This is a genomic window from Microbacterium sp. SLBN-146, from assembly GCF_006715145.1.
Lineage (GTDB): Bacteria > Actinomycetota > Actinomycetes > Actinomycetales > Microbacteriaceae > Microbacterium.
The window spans coordinates 1,819,108-1,845,068 of sequence record NZ_VFMR01000001.1 but is presented as its reverse complement, the minus strand read 5'-3'; the positions used below and the strand labels follow the sequence as shown (position 1 = coordinate 1,845,068).

Annotated in this window: 19 protein-coding genes; 6 read left to right on the top strand and 13 right to left on the bottom strand. The window is 68.7% G+C overall.

Going from position 1 to position 25,961, the window contains the following annotated elements; translation table 11 throughout:
- Nucleotides 1-29 precede the first annotated feature (29 nt).
- From FBY39_RS07860 to FBY39_RS07840, 5 genes are all read right to left on the bottom strand, one after another.
- A complete protein-coding gene (locus FBY39_RS07860) occupies nucleotides 30-962 on the bottom strand; it encodes a PfkB family carbohydrate kinase (RefSeq protein ID WP_141931680.1) in 933 nt (310 codons plus the stop codon).
- Nucleotides 959-1,891 carry a glycoside hydrolase family 68 protein gene (locus tag FBY39_RS07855; RefSeq protein ID WP_141931678.1) on the bottom strand — a complete coding sequence of 311 codons (933 nt, stop codon included), beginning with the start codon at nucleotides 1,889-1,891 and terminating at the stop codon, nucleotides 959-961. The genes FBY39_RS07860 and FBY39_RS07855 overlap by 4 nt, the downstream gene beginning before the upstream one ends.
- Nucleotides 1,892-1,974: 83 nt before the next feature.
- Entirely contained in the window at nucleotides 1,975-2,799 is an 825-nt protein-coding gene (locus FBY39_RS07850) for a carbohydrate ABC transporter permease (protein WP_141931676.1), read from the bottom strand.
- Nucleotides 2,796-3,758, bottom strand: a complete 963-nt coding sequence (locus tag FBY39_RS07845; RefSeq protein WP_141931674.1) for a carbohydrate ABC transporter permease — start codon at nucleotides 3,756-3,758, stop codon at nucleotides 2,796-2,798. Before FBY39_RS07845 ends, FBY39_RS07850 begins: the two co-directional genes overlap by 4 nt.
- Before the next feature lie 6 nt (nucleotides 3,759-3,764).
- Nucleotides 3,765-5,117, bottom strand: coding sequence for an ABC transporter substrate-binding protein (locus tag FBY39_RS07840; protein ID WP_186336933.1), 1,353 nt, complete (start codon nucleotides 5,115-5,117; stop codon nucleotides 3,765-3,767).
- Between the two features lie 186 nt (nucleotides 5,118-5,303).
- Here FBY39_RS07840 and FBY39_RS07835 point away from each other — a divergent pair, with 186 nt between their 5' ends.
- Together FBY39_RS07835 and FBY39_RS07830 are read left to right on the top strand one after the other, a co-directional pair.
- On the top strand, nucleotides 5,304-6,377 hold the full coding sequence (locus FBY39_RS07835) for a LacI family DNA-binding transcriptional regulator (RefSeq protein ID WP_260837488.1): 1,074 nt from the start codon (nucleotides 5,304-5,306) through the stop codon (nucleotides 6,375-6,377).
- A 138-nt stretch (nucleotides 6,378-6,515) separates the two neighbouring features.
- The gene (locus FBY39_RS07830) at nucleotides 6,516-7,529 is read left to right on the top strand and encodes an alpha/beta hydrolase (RefSeq protein WP_141931668.1); all 1,014 of its coding nucleotides are present in this window, start codon (nucleotides 6,516-6,518) and stop codon (nucleotides 7,527-7,529) included.
- 105 nt (nucleotides 7,530-7,634) lie between these two features.
- Here the strand turns inward: FBY39_RS07830 and FBY39_RS07825 are convergent, their stop codons facing one another.
- Together FBY39_RS07825 and FBY39_RS07820 are read right to left on the bottom strand one after the other, a co-directional pair.
- Nucleotides 7,635-8,255, bottom strand: a complete 621-nt coding sequence (locus FBY39_RS07825) for a hypothetical protein (protein ID WP_141931666.1) — start codon at nucleotides 8,253-8,255, stop codon at nucleotides 7,635-7,637.
- A 125-nt stretch (nucleotides 8,256-8,380) separates the two neighbouring features.
- Nucleotides 8,381-9,973 carry an alpha/beta hydrolase-fold protein gene (locus FBY39_RS07820; RefSeq protein ID WP_141931664.1) on the bottom strand — a complete coding sequence of 531 codons (1,593 nt, stop codon included), beginning with the start codon at nucleotides 9,971-9,973 and terminating at the stop codon, nucleotides 8,381-8,383.
- 329 nt (nucleotides 9,974-10,302) lie between these two features.
- Between FBY39_RS07820 and FBY39_RS07815 the strand changes: the two genes are divergently transcribed.
- Both FBY39_RS07815 and FBY39_RS07810 read left to right on the top strand, forming a co-directional pair.
- Nucleotides 10,303-11,913, top strand: coding sequence for a hypothetical protein (locus tag FBY39_RS07815; protein ID WP_141931662.1), 1,611 nt, complete (start codon nucleotides 10,303-10,305; stop codon nucleotides 11,911-11,913).
- Nucleotides 11,914-12,040: 127 nt separating this feature from the next.
- Nucleotides 12,041-13,084, top strand: coding sequence for a LacI family DNA-binding transcriptional regulator (locus FBY39_RS07810; protein ID WP_141931660.1), 1,044 nt, complete (start codon nucleotides 12,041-12,043; stop codon nucleotides 13,082-13,084).
- A 119-nt stretch (nucleotides 13,085-13,203) separates the two neighbouring features.
- Here FBY39_RS07810 and FBY39_RS07805 read toward each other — a convergent pair whose 3' ends face one another.
- A complete protein-coding gene (locus FBY39_RS07805; RefSeq protein WP_141931658.1) occupies nucleotides 13,204-14,571 on the bottom strand; it encodes a D-alanyl-D-alanine carboxypeptidase family protein in 1,368 nt (455 codons plus the stop codon).
- A 259-nt stretch (nucleotides 14,572-14,830) separates the two neighbouring features.
- Between FBY39_RS07805 and FBY39_RS07800 the strand changes: the two genes are divergently transcribed.
- Nucleotides 14,831-16,075, top strand: a complete 1,245-nt coding sequence (locus FBY39_RS07800) for a phosphotransferase (protein ID WP_141931656.1) — start codon at nucleotides 14,831-14,833, stop codon at nucleotides 16,073-16,075.
- 1 nt (nucleotide 16,076) lies between these two features.
- On the opposite strand, the gene treS is transcribed toward FBY39_RS07800, so the two are convergent.
- Entirely contained in the window at nucleotides 16,077-18,374 is a 2,298-nt protein-coding gene (gene treS / locus FBY39_RS07795) for a maltose alpha-D-glucosyltransferase (RefSeq protein WP_141931654.1), read from the bottom strand.
- A 220-nt stretch (nucleotides 18,375-18,594) separates the two neighbouring features.
- On the opposite strand from treS, the gene FBY39_RS07790 reads away from it, so the two are divergent.
- Nucleotides 18,595-18,921, top strand: a complete 327-nt coding sequence (locus FBY39_RS07790; protein WP_141931652.1) for an Lsr2 family protein — start codon at nucleotides 18,595-18,597, stop codon at nucleotides 18,919-18,921.
- A gap of 9 nt (nucleotides 18,922-18,930) precedes the next feature.
- Here FBY39_RS07790 and FBY39_RS07785 read toward each other — a convergent pair whose 3' ends face one another.
- Genes FBY39_RS07785 through FBY39_RS16410 form a run of 4 tightly spaced genes read right to left on the bottom strand, consistent with a single transcriptional unit; the run spans nucleotide 18,931 to nucleotide 25,863 of the window.
- Complete coding sequence (locus tag FBY39_RS07785) at nucleotides 18,931-19,614, bottom strand: 4'-phosphopantetheinyl transferase superfamily protein (protein ID WP_141931649.1); 684 nt, start codon at nucleotides 19,612-19,614, stop codon at nucleotides 18,931-18,933.
- Nucleotides 19,601-24,310 carry an AMP-binding protein gene (locus FBY39_RS07780; protein ID WP_160133036.1) on the bottom strand — a complete coding sequence of 1,570 codons (4,710 nt, stop codon included), beginning with the start codon at nucleotides 24,308-24,310 and terminating at the stop codon, nucleotides 19,601-19,603. Before FBY39_RS07780 ends, FBY39_RS07785 begins: the two co-directional genes overlap by 14 nt.
- The gene (locus FBY39_RS16415) at nucleotides 24,300-24,530 is read right to left on the bottom strand and encodes an acyl carrier protein (RefSeq protein WP_160133034.1); all 231 of its coding nucleotides are present in this window, start codon (nucleotides 24,528-24,530) and stop codon (nucleotides 24,300-24,302) included. Before FBY39_RS16415 ends, FBY39_RS07780 begins: the two co-directional genes overlap by 11 nt.
- Nucleotide 24,531: 1 nt before the next feature.
- A complete protein-coding gene (locus FBY39_RS16410; RefSeq protein ID WP_160133032.1) occupies nucleotides 24,532-25,863 on the bottom strand; it encodes a hypothetical protein in 1,332 nt (443 codons plus the stop codon).
- Between the last annotated feature and the right edge of the window lie 98 nt (nucleotides 25,864-25,961).

Genomic DNA, 25,961 nt, shown 5'->3' with positions numbered 1-25,961 from the left:
AACGACGGGGTCACTCGGCGAGATCGCGGTTAGTCGACGAAGGGCGGGACGCCGAGCACGCGGTCGAGGTCGCGGCGGGACGGTGGATCGGCGCCCTCGCGCTGCACCGTGATGGCGGCTGCCGTCGCGGCATAGTAGCCGAGGCGTTGCAGGACCTCGCGCTCCGGGTGCACGAGGACCGACGGATCGCGGACGACCATGTCGATGAGCGCCGCCGAGAAGCTGTCCCCCGCGCCGACCGTGTCGCGCACTTCGACCGACGGGGCGCCGATGTCGGCACGGGCGACAGCGGATGCCAGGGTGACGCCGTCGCCGCCGCGCGTGACGACCGCGACATCAGCGCCGAGGGAGAGCATCCGCACGAGGACGTCGGAGACGTCGAGGCCCGGGTACAGCCACGCCGCGTCGTCATCGCTCAGCTTGACGATGTCCGACAGCGCGGCGAGCGCCTCGACCTTGTCGACCGTGCTCGCGCGATCTCCGAGAAGCGCGGGGCGGATGTTCGGATCGAACGAGACGATGAGGCGGCCGGAGACGGACGCGACGGCTTCTCGTACGCTCTCGAATCCCGTCTCGCCGACCGCCGCGATCGAACCGATGTGGAGGACCCGCTCGGCGCCCTCCGTCGAGATGTCCATGCGCGGCCACTCCACCCGGAACACATAGTCGGCCGCGCCGTCCGGTCGGATGGTGGCGTGAGCCGTCGACGTCTCCGCGAGCGACCAGGATGCCGGGTCGATGAGCACACCCGACGACTCGAGGTGACCGGCGATTCGCCGGCCGCGCGCGTCATCGCCGAGAGCCGTGCGCAGCCGGGTCGTGGCGCCGAGCCGGGAGACACCCAGCGCGACGTTGGCCGGCGACCCGCCCACGTGTTCCGACTCCGTCGCGCGCGCGTCGTCGCGGACGATGTCGATGAGGGCTTCGCCGACGACGAGAACGTCGGCCGCGGTCGCGCTCATGATGCGAGCGTCGCGAGCATCAGGGGATCGGAGATGCTGCCGTCGAACTCCGACCCCGGGGCGCCGACGAAGGCGAGGAGCGCGGGCGCTCCTGAACGGTCGCGCACGATCCGTCCCGCGTAGTACGGGGCCGGGGCGATGAGCTCGGCCTCCTCGAGGTCGACCCCCCGCGGGAAGCCGTCGAGGGTCACCGCCCAGATGCCGACGGTGGGGACCGCCGATCGCGATGCGCGCGGGTCCGTACGGGGTCCGCAGAAGACGAGCATCTCCCGGTCACCGAGATCGACGAGCTGGAAGACCTCGCAGTGCGGGAAGGTCGTCGCCGACGCGCTGAGGGGTGGCTTCACGCTCCACGACTCGAGGTCGGCAGACCACGCGTGACCGATCACCCCGCCGCTGTGGAGGTCGCCGCCCTTGCCCCGCGCCGTGATGAGCATGTGCCATCCGTCGCCGCCCTGGTCCCGGAAGACCCACGGATCGCGCCAGGCCTCTTCGGGCCACACCGTATCTCCGAGCTTCTCGTAGAAGGCGCTGTCCGCGCGCAGCACGAATCCGTCGCGCTTCGTCCACGTGAAGAGGTCGTCCGATGTCGCCATCCCGATCGACTCGACGTTGACGGCACTGTCCTCTGCGGAGAAGACAGCGCCCGTATAGAACATGCGCCACGTCCCGTCGTCGGCACGTACGACGGAACCCGTCCACGTGGCGCTCTCGTCGAAGCTCCCGCGCGGTCCGGGACCGAGCACCTCTCCGTGATCGGTCCACGCGATGAGGTCCGATGAGGTCGCGTGTCCGATCCGCGCGTTGCGGTGGCGGAGCTCGGGATCGCCCAGCGACTTCGGCGCGTGCAGATAGAACAGGTGGAAGTCCGTCCCATCGTCGGCGAGCCAGAAGTCCCACACCCAGTGGTTGTCGAGGCGGAACGCCATTCGGTTCTCCAATCCATGCGCGGGTGGGAAGGCTCTCCCCCGCGCGCTCGCGATCTGCCGCGGCATCCCGGGCAGTCTTCGTCTCAGCCCTTGAGCGATCCCTGCATGAGCGCCGTGACGAACTGGCGCTGGAAGATGAGGAACACGATGAGGGTCGGGGTCAGGATGAGCAGCGAACCCGCGCACAGGAGGGGGATGTCGGTTCCGTAACGTCCTTGGAACGCACCCAGCGCACCGGCCATCGTCCGCTTGGCCGGGTCGTCGACGAGGACGATCGCCAAGAGGAACTGGTTCCACGTCCACAGGAACAGCAGGATCGACAGTGAGGACAGCGCCGGAATGGACAGCGGCACGTGGATCCGCCAGAACAGCTGCCATGTCGTCGCACCGTCGACCCGCGCCGCTTCGGACAGATCCGCCGGCATCGTCACGAAGTGCGCTCGCATCCACATGACCGCGAACGGCATGAACAATCCGATGAGCGGCAGGATGATCGCCCACCGCGTGTTGAGGATGCCGAGCTCACGGATCTGGAAGTAGAGCGGCGTGATGATGCCCTCGAACGGCAGCGTCAACCCCAAGAGGAAGACGATGAACACGGCCCGGCTCCCCCACGGCTTGAGGTGACCGAGAGCGAAGCCGGCCAGCGTCGCGATGAGCACGGCGATCGGGACGACGCCGAGCTCGATGAGCGCACTCGACATGAGCAGTTCGATCATGTTGGCCGACTGGAAGGCCAGGAGGAAGTTCCCCCAGTGCGGCTCCTCGGGCCACTCGAGTCCGCGGGGATAGGTTCCCGGCTCGTGGAGAGCCGTCACGAAGAGGCTGATGAACGGGAGGATCGTGATGACCATGAGGATCACGAGGACGACGCGTCCCGTCCACTTCTCGCGGGCGTTGACGATCATGATTCTTTGCCTCGGAGGATGCGCTGGAGGGGAAGGACGACGATGAGCACGAGCGACATGAGTACGATCGCGAACGCGGAAGCCATGCCGATCTCGCGCTGATAGAAGGCGAGATAGAAGATCTGGAGACCCGGGACGAGGGTGCTGTCGCCCGGCCCACCCTGCGTCGCGATGTAGACGATGTCGAAGCTCGCGAGGGCGGCGATGACGGTGACGGTGACGCAGACGGCGACTTCCTGACGCACGCCCGGGAGCGTGATCGTGAGGAACTCGCGGATCGGTCCTGCGCCGTCGATGCGCGCCGCCTCGTAGAGGGAGGGGTCGATCTTGGTCATGCCGGCGAGGATGAGCACGAGGCAGAGGCCCACCAGTACCCACGCACCGATGACGCCGACGGCGGGGAGCGCCGTGGTGAAGTCGCCGAGCCACGCGCGCGTGAGTCCGCCCAACCCGATCAGCCGGAGAATCTGGTTCACCAGACCGTCGGTCGACAGCTGCCAGCTCCACATGATGCCGGCGGCCACGAGCGGAATGACCTGCGGGAGGAACAGGACGGTACGCGCGACACCCGCGAGCTTGCTCTCGGCGATGGCGCGGATGACGTTGGCCGCCAGGAGGGCGATGATGACCGGGATGACACTGAAGTACAGGATCAGCTCGAACGCGTTGAGGATCGCGCCGACGAGCTTGGGGTTGCTGAAGACCTCGAGGTAGTTGGCGAACCCCACCCACGTCGCCGGCGAGATGCCGTTCCAGTCGTAGAAGGAGAACTGCGCCGACAGGATGATCGAGCGCAGCACGAAGAATCCGTAGAAGGCCGCAGCGGGCAGGACCAGGAGATAGGCGCTGAGATTGCGGATCGCCCGCCGGCGGCGGCGACGGCGCAGCAGCGCGTCAGGGGAGAGCGCTGCTGCGCCGGTACCAGACACCGGCGCAGCAGCGGTTCGAACGTCGGTCATGGAGAGTTAGTTCCCGACCTGGCTCTCGTAGTCAGCCTGCACCGACTCGAGCATTCCTGCAGCCGTCTGCTCCCCCGCCACCATCTTCTGGAGGTTGGGCGTCCAGCTCTGCGCGTAGATGGCACCGGTCGCGTTCGCGATGAAGTCCATCGACCCGTTCGCTTCGGCCATCTGCGCACCGGCGGCGAGCGTCGCCTCGGTGGTCGAGCCCTCTTCGATGGCCGGCATGAAGGCGTCAGCGGGGCCCATGGGGTGGGATCCGCCGACCTCGACGGTGAGCGCGCGGGCTTCGTCGTTCGTTGCGGTCCAATCCAGGAAGAACGCGGCGCAGTCAGGGTTCTCGGCCGCAGCGGCGACACCGAACGTCAGCGGCGCCGACATCGCACCGATCTGCCCGCCCTCTTCCAGCGGGGGTACGAGGAAGAAGCCGGCGTTGCCGGGCATCTGCGCGTCGAGGGTGCCGGACTCCCAGTCGCCGTTGAAGATGAACAGCGCCTCGCCGCCGATGAAGCGGCTCATCATCTGTGCGTAGTCCATCGAGTTGATGTCTTCGGCGAAGTAGCCCTCGTCGATCCAGCGCTGCAGGTGCTCGGCCGCGGCGACGTTCTCGGGGGTGTTGATGGTCGCATCGGGCTGCTGGAAGATCCAGTCGTTGATCGCGGCGGGGTCACCGTACGAGGCCATGAGGCCCTGGAGCGGGAAGGCCAGACCGCCGGTTGCTCCCCCGTTGAACTGGACGATGGGAACGATGCCGGCATCCTTCGCCGCCTGCAGGACCGCGTCGAACTCGTCGAGTGTCTGCGGCGGTTCCTCCATGCCGATCTGAGCAGCGAGCTCCCGGTTGTAGAACACGCCCGTCATCGAGTAGTTCAGGCCCTGCGCGTAGAGGGGGCCGTCACCGCGGCGTCCTTCGTCGTCGACACGGAGCTGGGAGAGCTGCGACGCCGGCCATTCCGTCCAACCGAACTGCTCGGCGTAGGGGTCGAGGTCGAGGAGCAGGCCGTCGGTCGCGAGCTCGGACATCTGCGGGAGACGCATGAGGTCGGGCGGCGAGTCCTGGAGCACGCGCGGGGCGTTCTGCGTGATGACCGCGAACTGGTCTTCGCGGATGTCGAACGTCACGTTCGGGAACTGCTTCGTGAACTCTTCCGTGAGTGCTGTGGGGAGCGGGAAGCCCGTCTCGAAGTAGCCGTCGAGGACGATGTCCTCGTCGCCGCACGTGGCCGTTCCGGTGCCTGCGGAGCCTCCCGAGGCGTCGGGCGTGGCCGAACCGCCGGGAGGCGCGCACGCCGTCAGACCGATGGCGACCGTGGCCATGGCACCCAGCAGGACGAGCGGACGAAGGGGCCTTGTTTGCATGTGAGACACCTGTGTCTCCTTTCAGAAACCGCGTTGTCTGAATACGATCGCCGATGCAGTCGATCGCATGCTAAATCGGGTTAGCAAGGTCATCATGCGCCACGTTCCTCCACGATGTCAACCGCCGAGGATAACGAATGGGCGACGACGGAAGTCGTCAGTAGGATCACGGAAGGAGGCACAACGGTGAGCAGGAAGCGCGTCACGCTGGCAGACGTCGCGGAGGCCGCGGGCGTCTCGCGGACGACGGCGTCGCTCGTCCTGTCCGACCGCGGCACCGAACTCAGGATCTCCGAGGCGTCTCAGGACCGCGTGAGACGCGTCGCGGCGGAGCTGGGCTATCGCCCCAACATGCTGTCGGCGAGCCTGCGCAGTGGAACGAGCCGGACGATCGGCTTCATCTCCGACACCGTCGCGACGTCGCAGCTCGCGGGCGACATGATCAAAGGCGCTCTCGAGGGCGCACGACGACACGGCTACATGCTCTTCATCGGAGAGTCCGAGGGTGACGAGCGGCAGCAGGAGCTTCTCGCCGAAGCGATGCTCGACCGCCAGGTGGACGGTCTCGTCATCGCGTCGATGTTCACACGGGAACGGTCCTTCCCCACATCGCTCTCGGGTCGACACGTCGTTCTGCTCAACACCGTCCCCGGTGCGGACGGACCGCCGGCATCGGCCGTGATCCCCGACGAGTTCACGGCGGGACGCGAAGCGGTGCGGCTCCTTCTCGACGCGGGGCACCGCGAGATCCACCTCATCGGTGCCGGCCCGACAGCCGCCGACGTGCCGGCGGACACGATCGCGGGAGACGAGCGACTGTCCGGCATCCTGACCGAGCTCGACTCGGTGGGGCTGGCGCCGGCGAGCGGCCACCGGTCTCCGATCTGGCTGCCCTTCGACGGCTGGAAGGCGACGTCCTCCCTCATCTCGTCGGGTGTCCGCAGCGGCGCTCTCATCACGTTCAACGACCGGCTCGCCTTCGGCGCCTACCAGGCGATCGCCGAAGCCGGACTCTCCATCCCGGGCGACTTCTCGATCGTCTCATTCGACGACCACCAGCTCGCCGGCTGGCTCCACCCGGGCCTGACGACGTTCGCCATCCCGCACCGCGAGCTCGGACTTCGAGCCATCGAGATCCTGCTGGACGACGCCGCGCACCCGCATCCCACGGTCGAGCGCCTGCATCTGCCCGTCCGCGTGCGCGACTCGGTGCGCACGATCGACGACCCCGCACCGCTTCCCGGCTCGTCCGCGCCCTGACCACGAGCGCACGCCGGATCGCCCGCCGCCGCCGAGCGCTCGGGCGATCGCAGACTTGACATCCTGACCCCTGTCCTCGACCATGAGTGTGCTAACCCGATTTAGCACCGCACATACCGGCCTGGGGAGATGACACAGATGTCGCAGCTTGACGATGAGGTAACCCGCGCCGATCGACTGGTCCGCGACCCGCGACCCGCGTTCGATCCCGACGTCGCCCGTGCCTTCGACGTGCGCGACGACATCGTCACGACCCTCAGCCACGACGACATCTTCGAGCTGCGAACGCGGGCGATCACGTACAGCGACGCCGAACTGACGCTCGACGGACGGTTCGACCTCACGCGCCACGTCGTGCCGGGACCAGACGGCAACGAGCTCGATCTCGTTCTCATCCGCCCCGAGGGCGTCGAGAATCCGCCCGTCATCTACCACGTCCACGGAGGCGGGCTCGTCCTGGGCACCGCGGTGGATGTGCTCCCCACGATGGCAGTGCTCGCCGACCGCATCGGCGCCGCCGTCGCCTCGATCGAGTACCGCCTGGCCCCCGAGCATCCCTACCCGGCTGCCGTCGAGGACGTGTACGCGGGTCTCACCTGGCTCACCGCGCACGCACAGGAACTCGGCGTCGATGCCGAGCGCACGATCATCGACGGAGTGAGCGCGGGCGGGGGCCTCGCGGCCGCCGCGGCGCTCCTCGCACGAGATCGGGGCGGCCCGCCGCTTCTCGGGCAGATGCTGATCTGCCCCATGCTCGACGATCGCAACGACTCGGCGTCGGGGCACCAGATGGCGGGCCACGGAGCGTGGGATCGCACGGCGAACGCGACGGCGTGGGCGGCCTACATCGGCGATCTCGAACCGGATGCCGTCCCGATGTACGCATCCCCTGCCCGCGCGACCGACCTGTCGGGCCTTCCGCCCACCTTCATCGACGTGGGGTCGGCCGAGACCTTCCGCGACGAGGACGTCGCGTACGCGTCGCGGATCTGGGCCGCCGGGGGCGACGCGGAGCTCCATGTCTGGCCGGGCGGGGTTCACGGCTTCGATGCGCTCGTCCCCGACGCGGTGCTCTCCCGGGATGCCCGAGAGGCGCGTGCGCGATGGCTCGAGCGCCTGCTCGATCCTCGCCGGAGCAACGGCCTGCGGTAGATCACCGTCCGTCCTCGACGCGCAGAGCACCGCCGACTCCTCCGGGCAGAGAACGATGCGGCCGCGCGCGTCTCAGACGCACACGGCCGCACCGTCGGGCAGGGCCTATTCGAACAGCGACAGGGTGACGGTCGCCGAGTAGCTGCCGGAGGCGATGTTCGCCGGCGTCCGCAGGAAGAGGTCGGCCGTGGCCGTCCAGGATCCCTCCCCCGCGATCGCCCCGGAGTCGGCCGCCATGGCGAAGAGCTCCTGGTCGACGAGGCCGACGTTCGACGGGGGCGCGTCGAGGACCGTCTCGACCTCGTCACCCGCCGCGACGAGACCCGACTCGCCACCATCGATCAGGCGCGGCGCCCAGCCGAGATGCTCCGCGCCGATGTCCGGCTGATCCGCGTCGCCGACGAAGTCGGACGCCGAGCCCAGGACGTACCATGCCGCGCCCTCGGGGATCTCGTCCGCGGTTCGCGTGTCCGTGATGGTGACGGTGGGAAGCGATCCCGTGAACTGCCGGATCATCTCGTCCGATCCGTTCTCCGTCAGGCTCGCCTCGGTGCCTTCGACCGTCATCGCGAGGACGCCCGGCTCGACGAGCTCCTCGATCGTGACACTGACGTCGACGTCGCTGTCGCCGTAGTTGTCATCGGCGACGGCGACACCCGCGACGCCGACGAGGAGCGCGGCTCCCGCTGTTCCCACGGCGAGTTTGACCCACGTGGTCTTGTTCATTGTTCTTCCAATCGTGTGCGCCGGCACAGAGGTCGGCGGAGATGTGTCGTGAATGATGTGCTGAGGGCGACGCTCGACGCGCTATCGGGAATGCGGCAGCGCCGCCCTCAGCGACCCGGGGGGGGTTAGTTGCAGCTCACCGCTGCGTAGGGGACCTCGATGGTCTCCGAGAGTGCGGCACCGTGGAACGTGCCGGATGCCGTCACCGTCACTGTTCCGGATGGAACCGCCGTCGCGCGTGTCGTGAAGCCGTGGAAGGAGTTCTTCCCCGCCGTCACACCGGCGAACGACTTCGTGCCGTACGGGGTCGTGAACTGGACATCCACCGCACCGTCGTTGGCGTTCGGAGCCGTCACCGTCAGGAAGACCTTGCCCGCGATGCAGCGGTGCGAGACCGAAGCCGAGACCTCGAGCGGGTCCTGCCACAGGTAGTTCTTCGCGAAGATCGTGAACAGCTGGGCCGCCGTCATGCCGTCGTGCGCGCCCGGCACCTGCGTCGTCACGGCAGGGATGCCGCGACTGCGGAAGTTGTTCGCGACCGCGTCGGTCGCGGCGAGGCTGCCCTCGAAGACACCGTTGCCGCCGAAGACGAACAGGTCCTCGTCGCCTACAGCGGCAGCGATCGTGTCGTACTCCGCCGCCGTCAGCGACGGATTGCCCGAGAACAGACCGAAGTAGCTGAACGTCGTCGGGTAGCCCCGCAGCACGTGCGCACTCGTCATTCCGCCGTACGAGAAGCCGGCGTAGGCGCGATCCTCGCGCTTGTCGGAGACGTTGTACTGGTTCTCGATGAGCGGGAGGATCGTCTGGACGAGGTTGTTCGCCGCGTTCGTCTGGTTGTACGACGCGAAGCCGAGGCTCGTGCCGGTGAAGTGGTTGCCCATCGTCACGACCACGGTCGGCTCGATCTCGCGCTTCGCCGTCATGTTGTCGAGGATGTTCGGAACACCCACCGGCACCATGAAGTCCGTCTCGTCGCCGAAGATCCCGTGCGCGAGGTACGCGACCTTGTACGGCTCGGCGCGGTTCGGGTCGTAGCCGGCCGGCAGGTAGACGCCCAGATAGTGCCCGTCGTCCCCGAGGATCGTCGTGTACTCGATGTAGCTGAGGCTTCCGCGCTGGGACTCGTCCGCGACCGGCAGCTCGTACGCAGCCCGGCTGGCCAGGAGCGGATCGTTCTGCTTCTCGGCGTACGGCACGTACACGGCGTCGAGGACGTCATTGTTGCGAACTCGGAACGAGTCGCCCGCAGGACGCGGCTTGTCGGATGCCGGGTCCCAGATCCTCTTGTTGACCCACTCCTGCGTGGGATCCCAGACGCGGTACCAGTAGCTCAGTCCACCCGCGTGGAGCGGGACCGAGACGGACCAGTTGCCGTCGGCATCCTTCGTCATATCGCGGAGGAACTCCGTGCCGCCCGCGTGATAGCGGCCGGTCTGCCACTCTTCCGGCTGGAAGCGAGTGGTCCCTTCGCCGATCCCGCGTAGCGTCAGGTCTCCCGCGAGACGGACCTGTGTCGCATCGGGGTTGTTGTAGACGAACGTGACGGTGTATCCCGTGGGGGAATTCGGGTCCTCGACGAGCGTCGGGCCCTGCACGACGTCGGCGTCATCGGCGAGCGCGGCGGGTGCCGCCACGAGGGCGCTGAGCCCGAGTGCCATTCCTGTCAGCACCGCGACAGCACGGCTGGCGGTGCGTCTTCTGCGTGGTTTCTTCATACGAGATGACCTCCTTGTATCTCTTCATCGATGTCCCACGAGCTGCCGACGCGTCATCGCGTCATCGGTCTCCCTTGACCGTCTCGCGGGGTCGTGCGGCGGCGCTCGGGAAGGGGGATCGTTCTGTCGCACCGCCAGTGCTAAATCGACTTAGCGTGTCTGGAGAGTAGCTCTCGGCTCACGCACAGGTCAAGACCCCCGGTCATCGGTCGCACCCTCGCGGCATCCGTCCGACCGCGTTCGCGCACGTCTCTATCGCGTCGTGATAAAACGTCCTATCCTCGGGTCTGGCGACCTATCCCAGAGGCGCCGGATCAAAGGAGATCGAGATGACCCGAGAGACCGGGCGATTGAAGCGGATGGCGAGAGCACTCGTCACAGCCGCGATCACTGCCAGCTTGCTGCTCGCCGGAACGACCGTCGCGCAGTCCGCATCCGCCGCCGAAGAAGGCGTCGTGAGCGTCACCCCCATCACCCAGGTGTCCGCGTTCGGACAGCGCGTGACCGCGGTGGCCGTCGAATATGCCGCGACCGTCGATCCGGCCAGCGCCGTGCCCCAGAACTTCACCGTCGAGGACTCGAGCTACAACTTCCGCTTCGACAACATCAGCGCCCTGGCCAATCTGGTGGACCGCCCGATCACCAGGGCCTACACCAACTCGGTCGCGAACCTGCGTGAGGACGGCACCTCGGCGGCGGGCACCTACGTCATCCTCGAACTCTCCAGCGCCGCCCCCGGCGGATGGACCGTGCGCACCTCCACGAACACGAGCTATGTGCGGATCAACCCGGCACAGCCCACCCGGGTGTTCCAGCTGGGCGATGTGAGATCGACCGAGGGCGCGACGCTCAGTGCCGCCGCACCCGAGGTCGCCCACCCCCTCTCGCGCCCCGCCGTGAACCTCGAAGTCGACGAGTTCGTGCGCGCGACCTTCGCCGCCACGGCGCCCGCCGGCAACGTGCCCTACGACTACCGGCTCCCCGACGGGTACGACCCCGACGAGGAGTACCCGCTCGTCGTGATCCTCCCCGGCAACGGCATGGGATACGACGGCGTCAACGACCGTGTGGAGATCGTGGCCGACATCCCCGCGACCGCATGGTTCCAGGAGGAATGGACGGGCACCGACGAGAAGGTCATCGTGCTGGCGATCCAGAGCCCGCGCATCGGAGTGGCGAACGAGGCATCCCAAGCACGTGAACTGATCGAGCACTTCAGCGGCACCTTCGCCGTCGACACCGACCGGGTCTACCTCAGCACCGTCTCGTGGGGCTCCCGGCTCGCGTGGAACATCATGGCCAACCGTCCGGATCTCATCGCCGGAGCGCTCATCACGGGCGGCTTCGCGTCGAGTGCCGCGGAGCGCACGGCGATCGCCGCAGCGGAGGTGCCCGTCTGGATCACGCACGGCACGGGCGACCACCTGCTCAACATCAACAGCATCCGCAATGCGCACACGGCATTCCGGGCGGCCTATGCCGAACGGGGCCTGTCCGACGCGGAGATCGACCGCGTGCTGAAGTTCACCGAGTACGGCGACGCGTCGTTCGAGTATCTCGACCGCCACCTCGCCGCGGCTCCGACCTACGAGGACGAGACGATCCTGCAGTGGCTGCTGGCGCAGAACAAGCAGACCGACCTCACGCCGCATCCCGAGATCACCACGAGCGCGACATCGCGCTGCATCGCGGGCAAGGCGTTCCTCCTCGTGACGGCGTCGAGCGCGACGGGCGTCCCGATCGACGTCGAACTCACCTCCGCCTACGGCACGAAGAGCGTCGCCGGCATGGCATCGGGCAAGAGCGCATTCCACGCGTTCACGACCCGGCAGACGACGATGCCGAGCGGGTCGGTCACCATCGCCGCGACGGGCGAACTGATGGGGGCGGACGCGACGACGACCGTGACCGTCCCCTACGCAGAACGGGTCTGCGGCTGAGACCAGTCGGGGTCGAGGGGAGGGGCCAGCCCGAGTCCCCCCTCGACCCCGACTGCAGAACGAGTGGTGGAGTGTGCGTCTGAGTAGACTGACCGCACATTGTCGGGCACTCGATCAGTCACGGAGCATGGCCACCACACCGAACACCAACCGAGTCACGCTGGCGCAGGTCGCCGAGCGAGCCGGGGTGTCGCCGGGGGCCGTATCGCAAGTGCTCAACGAACACCCGCAGGCTCGGATCTCGAGCGAAGCGCGGGAGCGCATCAATCGTGCTGTCGAAGAGCTCGGCTATCGACCGAACCGCGTCGCACGGAGCCTGCGGATGGCCAAGAGCGAGACATTCGGCTTCGTCTCCGACAGCGTCACGATCACGCGCTTCGCGACGGGCATGCTGCGAGGCGCGCTGTCGGCTGCCGACGAGGTCGACCACCTCCTCCTCATCGCCGAGACCGGCGGCGATCCCGACAGGGAGCGGAGGGCCGTGGAGTCTCTCGTCGACCGCGGTGTCGACGGCATCATCTTCGCCGCCATGAAGTCCCGCATCCCGCGCCCCTACACGCTGCCGGCCGGACTCCCCCATGTGTACGTCAACCTGTCGAACACGGAAGGCGCCGTCTCGGTCCTCCCCGATGAGTTCAACGCCGGTCGCGACTCCGTCCGCCTCCTCGCCGAGGCGGGGCACCGCGACGGCATCGCGCTCATCGGCCACGATCTCGCTCCAGGCGACGATCCGACTCTCGCGCTCACGGCGCGGCGGCGGCTCGACGGCATCGCGTTCGAGATGAACGAGCGCGGGATGCGGCTCGTCGGGGAGTTCGGCTGCGAGGACTGGCAGCCCGAACTCGGCTACCAGGCCGCGCAGAAGGCCCTCCGGCTCGACGGGTTGACGGCGATGCTGTGCCTCAACGACCGCATCGCCGTCGGCGCGTATCAGGCCGTCGGAGAGGCCGACAAGCGCGTCGCCGACGATGTCTCCGTCGTGTCGTTCGACGACGACGAGATCGCCGCGGCGCTGCATCCGGGTCTGACGACGATCGCCATCCCGCACGAGGCGATGGGGGCGACCGCCATCGAGATCCTCACGGCCGCGCGCCAGCCCACCGAGGACGTCCTCATCCCCATGCGCATCAAGGATCGCGGTTCGATCGGCGCTCCCTCCGCGCCTCGGTAAACCCCGGGCCGACGCACCTTCCGTCGACTAACCGGGTTGTCGCCCACTCACCCCGCTGTTTGCGTGCAACAACGGGGTGTGTGGGCGAGAAGCCGGTTACTCGACGAGGATGAGGCGGATCAACGCCCTAGCTCGCCGGGGTTTGTGAGGCGCCACCACGGTTCGGGGTCCTCGATGCTGCCCTCGATCTCTAGCGGCACCGTCGTGGACTGCGGTCCGGCCGTCCACGTGATGCTTCCCACGACCTCGCCATCACGGTAGGTCTCGGGCGGCAGCGTCTCCATCGTGACGACGATCGGGGTGTCCGACCACGTGAAGATCGACGCGTCCTCCGCCAGGACGATCTTCGCCGTCGACCCCCACGGCGTCGAGTACTCCCCCACGTCGCGCCCCGCGGTCGCAACCGGAATGTCGTGGAACCCCGACCGGATGCTGTCGAGCAGCGCGACGACGGAGGTGTTGACGGTGTCGCGCGAGAACCCGCCCAGGACGACGCCTGTCACACGGAGAGGCTCGGCAGCACCGACCTCGAACGTCGCGGTGTAGACGAGGTTGTGGCTCCCTTCGCCGAGATTCCCCGTCTTGAGCCCCGTGACGCCGTCGATCCCGAGGAGCGTGTTGGTGTTCGCCATCGGACCGGGGACCGGCAGCCAGAGGGACCGCGTTGCGACGATCTGGGCGATGACCGGGTTCGCCGCGGCGAGCTTGCCGATCGCGAGGAGGTCGGCGGGGGTGCTCATGTTGCGCGGACTGATGCCGGTGGGCTCGACGATCGTCGTGCCGGTCAGCCCGTTGGCCTCGAGCCAGCGGCGCGTCGCGTTCAGGAATGCCCGCTGCGAGCCGAACGCCCATGTCGACACCGCTTCGGCGTAGTTGCTCGCCGAGGGGATGAGCATCGTCGCGAGCGCGTCGTGCAGCGACATCGAGCTTCCCGCCGGCATCGCGGCGATCGTCGCCCCCTGTACGTAGTAGGTGTCGTAGAGGTCGTGGTCGGCCTCGCTGAAGGTAATCGTGGGGCCGGGATCGTCGACGCCCGCGAGCGGCTTCGCGTCGAGCACGACGAGGGCCGTGATGAGCTTGCTGATGCTCGCGATGGGGCGCGCTTCGTCGCCTCCGCTCGAGGCCCAGATCCCCGCGGCATCCGGACCGAGATACTCGTCCGCCCCCGCGACGCTGATCGCCGACGCCCCCTCGGAGGGGAGGCGGAGCGCGACGGGCTCGCCGGGTGGCACGCGCGGGGCCTGCGACGTCTCGATCGGGGATGCCAGCGGCGCCGTGAGCGCCCACGCGGCGTACCCCGCAGGCACCGCAATCAGGACGACGAGAACGATCGCGGTGATGATGAGCCCTATGCGCCGCCGCCGCCGACGTCGTCGCACCTCATCGGAGTCGCGCTCGGTCGGCGAAGGCGCCTCGGGGGCGGGATCCTGGCGGAGGAGCTCCGCGAGGCCCGCGAGACCATCGGACGGATCGGACGACGTGGTCATGCACCTTCCCGACGCGAGGGCGCCCCGCCGGTCGGCGCGCACGCCTCGAGCGTACCGATGCGACCGGGGATTCCCAGCCCCGCGGCATCCGTCCGTTCACTTGTCCCAAAGGGCTGGCTCAACCCCTCGCACCCCACCTTTTGAGACAAGTGAGCTGGGATAGGGCGGTGTGCGGGAAGGCGGGGGTCGCCCTTACGCCCCTCGCGCGGGTCGCGTCCAGCCCCTTTCCTCCTCCGTCCGGATCGGGGGATAGTGGAGCGTGCAGCAGTTCACGAATGACCCCAGCGCCTGGGTGGCGCGCCAGCGGTGGTACGCGGGCAAGAGCCATGAGCCGAAATTCCGCGTCCTCGACGCCCAGCCGGCCCCGGCCGCCACGCGCTACCTGTTCATGGATGACGCGGGGTCGCCGCCCATGCTCTACAACGTGCCGCTGACCCGGGTCGCGACGCCCGCCGAGGGCGACGAGGTCATCGATCGCGACGCCGACGGCTTCCTCGTCGACGCGACGCGGCACGCGGACTTCGCCATCGGGATGCTGGCCGAGATGGGTCTCGACGTGAGCCGCATCACGGGGACGCGCGTCCTCACCGGCGAGCAGTCGAACACCTCGATCGTCTTCGACGAGGACGGGGAGCCGACGATCATCCTGAAGCTCTTCCGCACGCTCCACCACGGCGAGAATCCCGATGTGACGGTGCAGCGGGCGCTCAGCGAGGCGGGGTCGCCGTTCGTGCCGCGATTCCTCGGCAGTCTCGACGCGGAGTGGCCGGACGTCGGACGCGACTCGGGCACGGCCCGGGGAACCCTCGCCTTCGCGCAGGAGTTCCTTCCCGGTGTGCGCGATGGGTGGAGCATCGCCCTCGACGCGGCGCGCGCGGGCCAGGACTTCACCGGCGCGGCGCGGGACCTCGGGACGGCCGTGGCCGGCGTGCATGCGGCTCTCGGCGCGGCGCTCGGGACGGCAGAGCCCCGACCGGAGGACGTCGCCTCGACCGCGATCGCCTGGCGTCGCCGGCTCGCGATCGCGGCCGCCGAAGTGCCCGCGGTCGCCGACCGGCTCGACGCGAGCGAAGCCCTCTACCGCGAGGCTCTCGAGCGTCCGTGGCCGCGGCTGCAGCGCATCCACGGCGACCTGCACCTCGGCCAGGTGCTCGCCGTGCCCCACGGAGGCTGGCGCATCGTCGACTTCGAGGGCGAGCCCCTCCGCCCGATGGAGGAGCGCGCGATCCCCGACCTTCCACCACGGGACATCGCGGGGATGCTGCGGTCCTTCGACTACGCGGCGGCGGTCGGCGACGGTCCCGGCGCTGCGGAATGGGCAGCGGCATGCCAGGCGGCGTTCCTCGACGCCTACACCGGTGCGGACGGCGCGATCGAACTCGATCCGGTGATCCTGAAGGCGTTCGTCCTCGACAAGGCCGTCTACGAGTCGATCTACGAGGCGCGGAACCGCCCCGATTGGCTCGCCGTGCCGCTCGCCGGCATCGACGCGGCCCTCGCCTGACTCACTCGGCGGCTTCCTCCTCCGGCTCGAGGAGGAGGAACAGCGCCCCGTAAGCGGGGAGCGACACCGAGAAGCTCTGCAGGTCGTCGACACGACCGACGGTGTCGCCCGAGCCGGCATCCGTCACGGCGCTGTGCGGAACGAGCTGCTCCGACCGGACCGTGCCCTCGATCGGCTCTGCCGAGAAGTTCAGCACCGTCACCTGCATGCGCGCATCGGCCGTCGCGTCGCCGTGGTCGAGGAGGTGGACGAGCACGAGCATCGCGGGGTGCGCGACTTCGGGGATGTCGATCTGCGTGGCCGTCGCGATGTCGTATGCGCGACGGATGTCCAGGATGCCGGCGAGTCCCGAAGCGAACGACGACGGGTCGTCGAGCTGCGCGGGGAGCGGGCCGTACAGCGCGCGCCCGCGCGGCATGCCCGCAGCGGACCGCGTGGCCTTCGGGTCGACGTCGAGGAGGTCGTGCGCGCCCCGCTCGATCCACCGGGTGTCGCCGGCCGACAGGAGGTCGGCGACCTCGCTCGACGGCAGGGTGAGCATGCCCGTGAGGTCCCATCCGGACAGCGCGAAGACGCCCGGCTGCCATGCCGTGTAGGCGCACAGCAGGAGGTGGGCATCGCGGATGGCCGGGACATCGGCATCCGCTATGTCATCGAGGCGCTCGGCTCCCCGCGTCGCCGCGATGAGCGAGGTCGTCGTGCAGGCGATGCCGTTCTGGGTGAAGACGCGGTTGAAGTCCGCCGTCCCGGTGAGGCGCTCGGTGAGGTCGGCCCGCACCTCCTCGGCGAGCTGCCCACCGGAGATCTCGCGCCCGCGGAAGCGGAAGCGATCGTCTTCGTGGCGGGTCGCCCAGTGCACGAGCTCGTAGGTGAGTTCGTCGTGGTTCTGCAGGCCGTGCACGAGCTGCACCGGCTGGACGCCGAGCTCGAGCGATGTCGTCAGCGCGAGGCGGAGGAACTCCGTCTGCCCCGTCGCAAGGGCGTGCTGATACCCCGGGCGCCCGATGAAGTCGTACGAGAGGTCGGCGCCGACGGCCGCCGTGTCACGGATGTCCTCGATCGTGAGGTTGAGCTCCTGGAAGGTGAAGCCACCGACCTTCCGGACCATGCCGGCGATGATGTGGTTCGCCGCGTGCGAGAGCGGGTGCCCCTCCGACCACGCCGGAAGGCCTTCCGCGCTCTTCTCCACGCCGAGGAAGCCGTTCGCGTCGAGGCGCAGAGCGCTCGTGCCGAGCTCGCCGAGCGAGTGGAGCGCGTCGCCGATGACGAGGCGCATGCCGGCGAACGTCGGATCGAGCCAGTTGATCGAGGGCTGGCCCTGCTTGAAGTAGTGGAGGTAGACCCACCGGCGCGTGACGCCATCGGGGCCGATCGCGGGAGCCGTCGCGCTCCAGTTGGTCTCTTTCACGCCCGGCGTATAGAAGATGACGCGCTGGAGGGCACCGATGATGTACCCGCGCTCCGCGAGCTCCTGCTCCGTGGCCGGGTCGAGGTTGATGCTGTCGACGCCGTCGGGCACGTCGGGAAGGAGAGCCCAGTCCTCCCGCGGGATCTCGATCATGTGATAGATCCCCGGGTAGTCCTTGAACCCCATCTCGGCGAGGCGGAAGTCGGCACCCTTGCCCGTGTGACCCGGCACGATGTCGTCGATGACGCTGCCGCCGTGACTCTCGGCGACATCGCACAGGGCGCGGAACTCGTCCTCCGTCCCGAACGCGGGGTCGATCGACGTGCTGATCCGGTCGAAGTGACCGTCGACGCTCGGGGTCTCCATCCATCCGGCGATCCCGCCCGCCCTCTTGACCGGACCCGTATGGATGGCCGTGATGCCGACCCTTTCGAACGCCGACCACAGTGCGTCGTCGCCGAGCGCCGCGAGGAAGGACTGCCCCGGCCGCGTGATGAGCGAAATCGGATACGCCGTGAACCACACGTCGCTCGTCTCGATCGCGCGCCGCGCATCCGGACGCGCGTAGGGGTTGCGCCACATCGACGGCTGTCCTGACAGCTGGCGGGCGAGCACATCGGCATCCCTCAGCATCGACTGCCGCACGAGCCATTCCACGTAGGCGGGATTCGTGCCGTTCGCCGTGCGCGGATCGGTACGGATGCGCCGCACGCTGCTCCCGCGGATGTGGTCCCGGGGGCGCAGACGCCGCGGCCGAGCGGGGTACCGCTGCTCGTCGTAGCTGATCTCGCTCTTCTCGGAGTCCGCGTCCCCGTCCTCGATCGTGTCCATGAGGGGAAGGTCGATAGGGCCGGTGTAGAGGTCCTCCGGCCGGAAGTCGTCGCGCGCCATCCCTCAACGCTACGGACTTCGCTCCCTCAGGACGAGGACTGGTGCGGAGCTCTCGGAGAAGCTATAGGTACGCCCGCCGCGGAAGCGGCGATGCGGACAGCGTGACGGGAGTCTCTCGCCGCGCAGAATCTCTGCTCTGCGACGGGCCTTTTAGGAGTACGATATCCACAGGCCGAAGCTGGAATAAAATTATCCTCGTACCCGAAGTCGAGGAGGAGAAATGGCGACAAGAATTCTGAGGGAACTCGTCGATGACATCGACGGGCTGGGAATCGGGCAGGGCGAAGGCAGGACGCTGCACTTCTCGTTCGACGGTACGGATTACACGATCGATCTCCGTGACGAGAATATCTCTCGATTGCGCGACGCCCTGAACCCCTTCATAAACGCCGCGAGAAACGCCGCTCCGCCGAAAAAGAACCTGACGATCTCAGATGCCGACCTCCGCATGGCGCGGCGCTGGGCACGTGATCACGGTTTCGATGTCGGCGCCCGAGGCAGGCTTCCCCGGCAGATCCTCGAGGAGTACGTCGCGGCAACCCGATGACGCCGCCGCTCAAGACGGCGTCATCTCGAAATGAGCCGTCACCGTCGGCACGACGTCGTCGACGGTAGCGACCGTCACGACGTGTACGCCGTCGGATACCGTGACGCTCCGCCAGAGCGCGGTACGTCGGCCGTGGCGGACTCCTCCCGTGCGCGAGGCGTGTCGGTCAGACGACACCAGGTACTCGGCAGGGTCGTGTGCGAACCCCGTGCCCCACGCCTTGACGGCGGCCTCCTTGGCCGTCCACAGCATCGCCGCGTCGACTCCCCCCTCGATCGCCGCGCGCTCCTCGGGGCTGAAGGCGCCGACGTCGAGTGCGGTGACCGCGTCGCGCCTTTCGACATCGACGCCGAGGGCGGCACCGTCGCGGGACCATGCGACGGCGATGTGGTCGTCCGCGTGACTCCAGGAGACCCCGATCGGTGCCGGGTGCCCGTCGACCCACATGGAAGGTCGACCGTGCGCCCCTCCGCAGTCCGGACAGCACTGCACCGCGCGAACCCGCCACCAGGGCACACCGAGTCCGTGCGCGACGACGCGGCACGCCACGACGCGTGCCGCAACATACATTCTGCGGTCGGAATCGTGGTGGAACCGGGCGGCACGTTCGAGTTGCGCGCGTGTGAGGAGAAGGGGCGCATCAGCGCAGAGCTCTTCTGCCGCGGGGAGGCAGAGGACATCAACCGACGTCACGCCGACCTCCCCCCGAGGCTGACGTCCGCGCCTCGAGACGTCGGCGTCGTTCGTCGGCGCGCGAGCGCGAACGAGCGGCGACGGGGGTGCGTCCCACGTCGACACCGGCGGGCTGCGCGCACAGCTCCTCCATCCCCCTCAATGTCGGGCGCTGGTAGAGATCGATGAGCGCGGGAGCCCACCCGGATGCCGCCTGGATTCGACGCTGGACCGCGAGGAGCAGCATCGAGGTGCCGCCCCGATCGAAGAAGTGATCGTCGGCGTCGAGATCGACACGGCCGAGGACCGACTCCCACGCGGCCCTGACGACCGAGGCGCGTGCGACCGGACGACGGGTGACGGGGGGCTGCGCTGCCTCCTGGATCACGCGACGCGCATCGATCTTGGAGTTCGGAGTGAGCGGCAGGTCGCGCGCGACGATGATGCGGTGCGGCATGAAGGCCGCCGGGAGTTCGGCGCGCAGGCGACGGCGCACGTGAGACTCGGAGTACTCGTCGTCCGCGGCGCGGACGACGAGGACGATGCGGATCCGTTCGTCCTCGCCATCGCCCTCGGGCGAAAGCACCTCGGCGCGGCAGGCGAGAACACGCGCGTCGTGTTCGAGCGCGGCCTCGATCTCGGAGGGGTCGACGTGGACGCCGTCGACGCTCGCACCGCGTGTCATCCTGCCCAGGAAACGCATCGCTCCCGACGGGAGCAGGACGGCACGGTCGCCCGTGCGGTACTCGACCTCACCGGTCGTCCGACGGATGCCCAGCGCACCGCCGCCGAGGCGCGTCGCGACACGACGGGTGATGAGGACGATCTCCCCCGGCTCGCCCGGCGCGTTGTCGGCTCCGTCCCGCCCCCGGACGACGACATCGACCCCGGGGGCGGGGTCTCCGAGCAGCGCCTCGTCTTCGTCGGGAGCCACGCGGCGCAAGAGCGGCAGCTGCGGCGTCTGCGTCGCGCCGTAGCCGTTGTAGATCTCCGCCACCGGGAAGGCCTCACGGAGCCGCGCGAGCAGAGCCCTGCTCGTACGGTCGCCCGCGAGGACGATCGCACGCACTCGCGACGAGGGCATGTGCGTACTGACGAGGAGCTGCGCGAGCGGCGGAGTCAGGAAAAGCACCGTGGCCTCCGCGCGCACGATCTCAGCGGCCAGAGCCGCCGGATCGCGATGGATGCCGGCGTCGGGGACGACCAGGACTCCCCCCGACAGCACCGGCAGCAGGAGTTCACGCAGCAGCGGGTCGTGCGAGAGCCCTGCGAGCAGGAGGTAGCGATCGGCGGGGCCGCACGCGAGACGCCGGGCGATGTCCCCGACAGCCGCGAAGAGCGCGGCCCGCGGCGCCAAGACAGGAAGGGGTGCGCCCGTCGTTCCCGACGTCGCCAGAACGTACCCGCCGCCCGCGGCGGCGTTCCCCGCGAGCTCCTGGCAGGCCGCGAGGATGCGTTCGTTCCGAGGGGACGGGTCGTCGGAGTCGAGCGGCACGAGAATGTCCTCGGACCCCAGCAGACCTGCGAGCAGAATGAGCGCCGAGTCGACGTCTCGCCGCAGCCGGATCGGTCGAAGGCCTTTCGGATCGCGTTGCGCCCTCGCCGCCGCGAGCAACTCGGCGACGCTCACGGTTCGCTCGCCGACGAGGAGCGCGTCGCACGGGTCGCGGCGGGCGAGCAGGGCGAGGGGGGACACGGACTGATCCGTCGAGCCTCGCGGGCCCTCGATGAGCATGCCGCGTGCGGCCGCTGCGAGCGCGGCGGCGGAACGATCCGGGTCGTCGACGAGGAGCGTCAGCGTCTCGATGACACGGTCGAGGATGATTGCGGCCATGCCGTTGTCGTGATCGTGCACGAGCACCCTCATCGTGGCGTCGTCGTCGTCGTGACGTACGTAGATGTTCCGCGAGAACAGCGCGCCTGACGTCTCCGAGCCGGGCAGCTCGGAGACGACGGCGTCGCCGAACGTGGAGGGCGCACGCACCGGCCCGAGATCGTTCACCCAGGTGCGGAAGACGCCGCGCGCCCCGCCGGGGACGTCCGCGAGCGCTTCCGCCGCTGCTCCCGGATCCCCCAGCGAGTGCTCATGGAGCTGCCGGGCGATCGACCGGACGATCTCGCACACGGCCGATACGCCGTCGACGCGCGCATCGACGAACTGGGTGTCGACGAGGAATGCGACGGCGTCGACGGCGGCGGCGGTCTCTCTGCGCGCACGAGGGTAACCGAGGCGGCACGCTCCGCTGTGCTCCCACCGCGTCTCGCACACCGCGACCGCTGCCAGCAGAACCGCGAACGCGGTCGTGCGCTCACGACTTGCGTATGACCGCACGCGCTTCCACAGACCGTGGGGAAGCGCTGCGGTCGCCGACTCGACGTGGGACGTGCGCGGTGACGGAGCGGGAGATATGTCGGGTCCGCTGGCGAGACGCCGCCGCCAGTAATCGACGTGATGCTCCGAAGGCGTGTACCGGAGGAGCGAACGAACGTGGTCGGTATCCGGAAGGGTGTCCGGCCGGGAGTCCCTCCGCGCGCAGAGGGCGTCGACGATGAGCCCCAGCGCGTGGTCGTCGACGGCCGTGTGATGTCCCGCCAGCACGAGAGTCGCGTGGGATCCCGCATCGACGAGCGTGGATCGGAAGGACCCTTCGTGCAGGATGTCGATCCGCCGGGTCAGTTCGCGCGCGACGAGGGCATCGCACTCTTTGTCTGCGGGTGCAACCACCCTGAGCCGCGCCGCGAGGCGCGCACCCTCGTCGGGGAGGAACTTCCACCCGTCGCCTTCTTCTGCGGCACGCACTCTCAGCATGACGTGACGGTCGACGACGTGCTCGATGGCTTCGGCGAGATCCGTCTTCGACACTGGACCGTCGATTCGGAACGCCGTTGACACGGTGTAGTCGGCCGCGCAGTCGCGAGTCTGCTCGTCGAGGAGGACCCCGGTCTGGGCGGTCGATGCGAAGATCGGCCCCTGCGACACCGGCTCGGGTTGCCGGTCGAGTGCCGGGCCGGCAGAGAGCGCGCGCAGCTCGGCGATCGAGGTGAGCGGCGTGACGCGCTGAGCGAGCGCCGCCCCGTTGCGACGTTCGAGTGCGACGGCAAGCCGTGCAGCGCGCAGCGAGTCGATGCCGAGGTCCGCCAGCACGTCATCGTCGCGGGCAGGGACGGCACCGAAGAGGTCCGAGAGGAGGGCCGCGAGGCCGTCGGATAGCACGGGGGTCTCCTCAGCCGGGCGGAACGACTCGGCGAGCGCCATCGTGTCGATCTTGCCGTTCGCGGTGAGGGGTAGCTTCGCGTGCCGATGGATGCGGCGAGGCACCGCGAGCGGACCTGCTGCGGCGCGGACTGCGCGTCGGATCACGTCGTCGCCGGCGGTGCCCGTCACATGCATCACGAGGCCCGCAGGAGGGTCTGCCAGACAGACGGCCGTGCCGATCCCGGGAAGACGCGACACGATCTCGGCGACCCGCGGGAGCGAGACCTGTTCGCCGTGGATCTTGACCCTCCCGTTGAGCCGCTCGACGTAGGCGTACCCCTCGCCGCGACGGCGAACGAGGTCACCCGTTCGGAATGCCGGTCGGTCTGCGAACAGCGCGGGGATCCGGAACAGTCCGGTGTCGATGGTGCCGTCGGAGCGCACGTACCCCGACGCGACGTAGTCGCCGATGATGCACAACTCCCCCTCGTCCTCGACGATCTCGTCACGTGTCGGGTGCAGCAGTGCGGTCTCGCAGTGCGGATAGGGGCGCCCGAGGACGATGTCACCCGCGAGATCGCGAGCGCGACCGCCGATGTTGTCGATTGCCGTCTCGGTCAGTCCATAGGTGTTGAGGACCGTCAGGCCCGGCGAGAGGGCCATCGTGGCATCGAGGACGGATGCGGAGAGCGACTCGCCTCCGACGGCGATCGTGCGGAGCGACTGCAGCGCCGTCCGCCGTCGCGCAGCCTCTTCCGGGCCCATGTCCTCCCCGATCCCCGCGAGCCCCGCGAGAATCGACGGGGTCGTGTCGAGGAACGTCGCGCGCGCCTGCGCGATAGCATCCGCCAACATCGCGGGGCGGATGCGCGCGTCGTCCGCCGCGAGGACGAGGGAGCACTGAGCGGTCAGCGCGCGGAGGATGTCCTGAAGAAAAACGTCGAACGACATCGCGGCGAGCTGCAGGATCCGCGACCGGCCATCGAGCCCGTGCGCCTGGACCCAGTCCCTCGCCGCGACACGCACCGACCGTCGGGATACGGCTACGAGTTTGGGAGCACCGGTCGACCCCGATGTGTGGATGTAGTAGGCGTTGCCCTCGACGGGAATGCGACCGGGGCGCGAACCGCGCGCCGTGACGGCACCCGGCTCATCGACCAGAACGTCGGCGAGCGACAGGACCGGGTGCTTCGACCCTCCGTCGCGCACGACGTCATCACTCAGCAGCACATCGAGGGGGCTGTCCTCGATGCGTCTGCGCACGCTCTCGGCGCGTCCCGACGAGAATCCGACCGCGTCGAAGAGAACGACGGTGCGCTCCGAGTGCAGCAACGCAACGATCGCCCGCACGCAGTCGAGGGAGCGGCCGGCGACGACGCCGACGACGCCGCGAGACGCGACGCCGCGTTCGTCGAGACGCGAGGCGACAACGTCGATATCGCGCGCCACGCGCGACGAGCCGTGGATACGGTCGTCGTGCTCGATGCGAAACCCCGACCCCGCGCCACCGTCATCTCGCACGGATGAACTCGGCCATCTCTTCGGGGGTCGAGTTCTCCAGCACGTCACCGACGACGAGGTCCTCATCGAGCAGAGCGTTGATCCTCGCTCTGATGCGGACGGCGGTCAGCGATGTGCCGCCGGCATCGAAGAGCGACGTGCCCGGGCGGATGCCCGGCGTGCCGAGAACCTCCGTCCACACTTCGATCAGGGCTGCCTCGAGCTCGGCTGTGCTCTTCATGTCATGCGTCCTTTCCTGCGTCGATCGGATCGATCCGGAGGGCCTCCGGCTCTCGCGCCGGGATGGCGTCCCAATCCCCCCGCGCCGCCACCCGCAGCGCGGCGCCCCACCTGTCGACGATCTCGAAAGCGTCGAGATCGCCGCCGGACACGAGAGCGCACAGCCTGATGACGGGCGACGCCCCTTCGCCGTCAGCGGGCGGACGTTCGATGATGAACAAGTCGACATCCGCTCCACTCGGGCATATGTCGACGACTCCGCGCGTGAGGACACCGTCTTCGCTCTCACCGCCTGCGCCCGTGAGGGTCGAAGGAAGGAATAGCAGGGACACTGATGCCCCGGCTGTGTCAGATGGATCGGCCGGAGGGAGGTCGGCGACGTCGATCCACTGCGCCTCGAGCGCGGCATAGGCTTCGGAGCGGATGCCGCGGACGAGGTCCCAGAACGAGCCCTCGTGCGGCGTGACGATGATGGGAACGTCAGTGGCGAAGTGCCCAACCGCGCCGAACTCGTCCTCGGTCGAGCGGGCGGCGAATGTCGAGGTGAGCAGCCGCGGCCTCGGCTCGGGGTCGAGCAGGGCCATCGCTGCGATCCCCACGTGGAAGATCGAGACGCGGCGACGGCGACACTCGTCGAGTAGTGCGCGCGCGTCGTCGTCGTCGAGGTCCAGTCGCGCGTCGGCGGAGGTGTCGGTGGCGCCGAGTCGGAACTCGTCTCCCCGCCACCACCTGCGATCGGCGCCCTCGGCGCGCGCCGCGACACTCGCGCGTGCTACTGCACCCTCGTCGGACTCTAGCCACTCCACACGATGCGCGAGGCTCGCGCTCCACTCGTCCGGTGCTGAGCGGGTAGCGGAATCCCCCGCAAGGGCCGACATGACCTCCGCCGCGATGATGTTGGCCGACCATGCGTCGCAGACGAGCGGATCCACCGCGATGACGAGGATCGCGGAGCCGTCGAACTCAACGATCTCGGCGCGGAGCCGGACGGGGCTGTCTGGAGGAATGAGGCCGACGTTCGAAACACGAGCGCGCTCGTACGCCGCTTGCTTGCTCGAAGCGTGCGAAACCGGGATATCGATCGCCGCAGGGTGTTCGGCGGTCGAGAATCCTGCGGTGTCCACCGTCGACCGCAGGGCGGGATGTGCCGCGATGACGTCGCACAATGCGCGCTGTGCGGCGCCCGCGGAAATCGGGTTCGCACTCTCGATGGTCACGTTGACGCAGTGTTCGAGATGAAGAGGGCGCGGCATCCGCTCGACCTGATAAAGACGGTGGCGGGCGGCCGTCGACAGCGGGATGACCTGTCCGACGGGTTCGGATGTGATCCGCATGGCGGTCCTTTCTGATCGATCGGGGTGAGATTGCCAGGGGCGGGATGCGGGCCGAGACCCGCATCCCGCCGGTCGAAACGTCGATCAGCCTCCGCAGT

What these genes read in the sequence shown, in the direction of transcription:
- FBY39_RS07860 (WP_141931680.1), bottom strand. Translation starts at nt 962, where the DNA reads ATGAGCGCGACCGCGGCCGACGTTCTCGTCGTCGGCGAAGCCCTCATC.
- FBY39_RS07855 (WP_141931678.1), bottom strand. Translation starts at nt 1,891, where the DNA reads ATGGCGTTCCGCCTCGACAACCACTGGGTGTGGGACTTCTGGCTCGCC.
- FBY39_RS07850 (WP_141931676.1), bottom strand. Translation starts at nt 2,799, where the DNA reads ATGATCGTCAACGCCCGCGAGAAGTGGACGGGACGCGTCGTCCTCGTG.
- FBY39_RS07845 (WP_141931674.1), bottom strand. Translation starts at nt 3,758, where the DNA reads ATGACCGACGTTCGAACCGCTGCTGCGCCGGTGTCTGGTACCGGCGCA.
- FBY39_RS07840 (WP_186336933.1), bottom strand. Translation starts at nt 5,117, where the DNA reads ATGCAAACAAGGCCCCTTCGTCCGCTCGTCCTGCTGGGTGCCATGGCC.
- FBY39_RS07830 (WP_141931668.1), top strand. Translation starts at nt 6,516, where the DNA reads ATGTCGCAGCTTGACGATGAGGTAACCCGCGCCGATCGACTGGTCCGC.
- FBY39_RS07825 (WP_141931666.1), bottom strand. Translation starts at nt 8,255, where the DNA reads ATGAACAAGACCACGTGGGTCAAACTCGCCGTGGGAACAGCGGGAGCC.
- FBY39_RS07820 (WP_141931664.1), bottom strand. Translation starts at nt 9,973, where the DNA reads ATGAAGAAACCACGCAGAAGACGCACCGCCAGCCGTGCTGTCGCGGTG.
- FBY39_RS07815 (WP_141931662.1), top strand. Translation starts at nt 10,303, where the DNA reads ATGACCCGAGAGACCGGGCGATTGAAGCGGATGGCGAGAGCACTCGTC.
- FBY39_RS07810 (WP_141931660.1), top strand. Translation starts at nt 12,041, where the DNA reads ATGGCCACCACACCGAACACCAACCGAGTCACGCTGGCGCAGGTCGCC.
- FBY39_RS07805 (WP_141931658.1), bottom strand. Translation starts at nt 14,571, where the DNA reads ATGACCACGTCGTCCGATCCGTCCGATGGTCTCGCGGGCCTCGCGGAG.
- treS (WP_141931654.1), bottom strand. Translation starts at nt 18,374, where the DNA reads ATGGCGCGCGACGACTTCCGGCCGGAGGACCTCTACACCGGCCCTATC.
- FBY39_RS07790 (WP_141931652.1), top strand. Translation starts at nt 18,595, where the DNA reads ATGGCGACAAGAATTCTGAGGGAACTCGTCGATGACATCGACGGGCTG.
- FBY39_RS16415 (WP_160133034.1), bottom strand. Translation starts at nt 24,530, where the DNA reads ATGAAGAGCACAGCCGAGCTCGAGGCAGCCCTGATCGAAGTGTGGACG.
- FBY39_RS16410 (WP_160133032.1), bottom strand. Translation starts at nt 25,863, where the DNA reads ATGCGGATCACATCCGAACCCGTCGGACAGGTCATCCCGCTGTCGACG.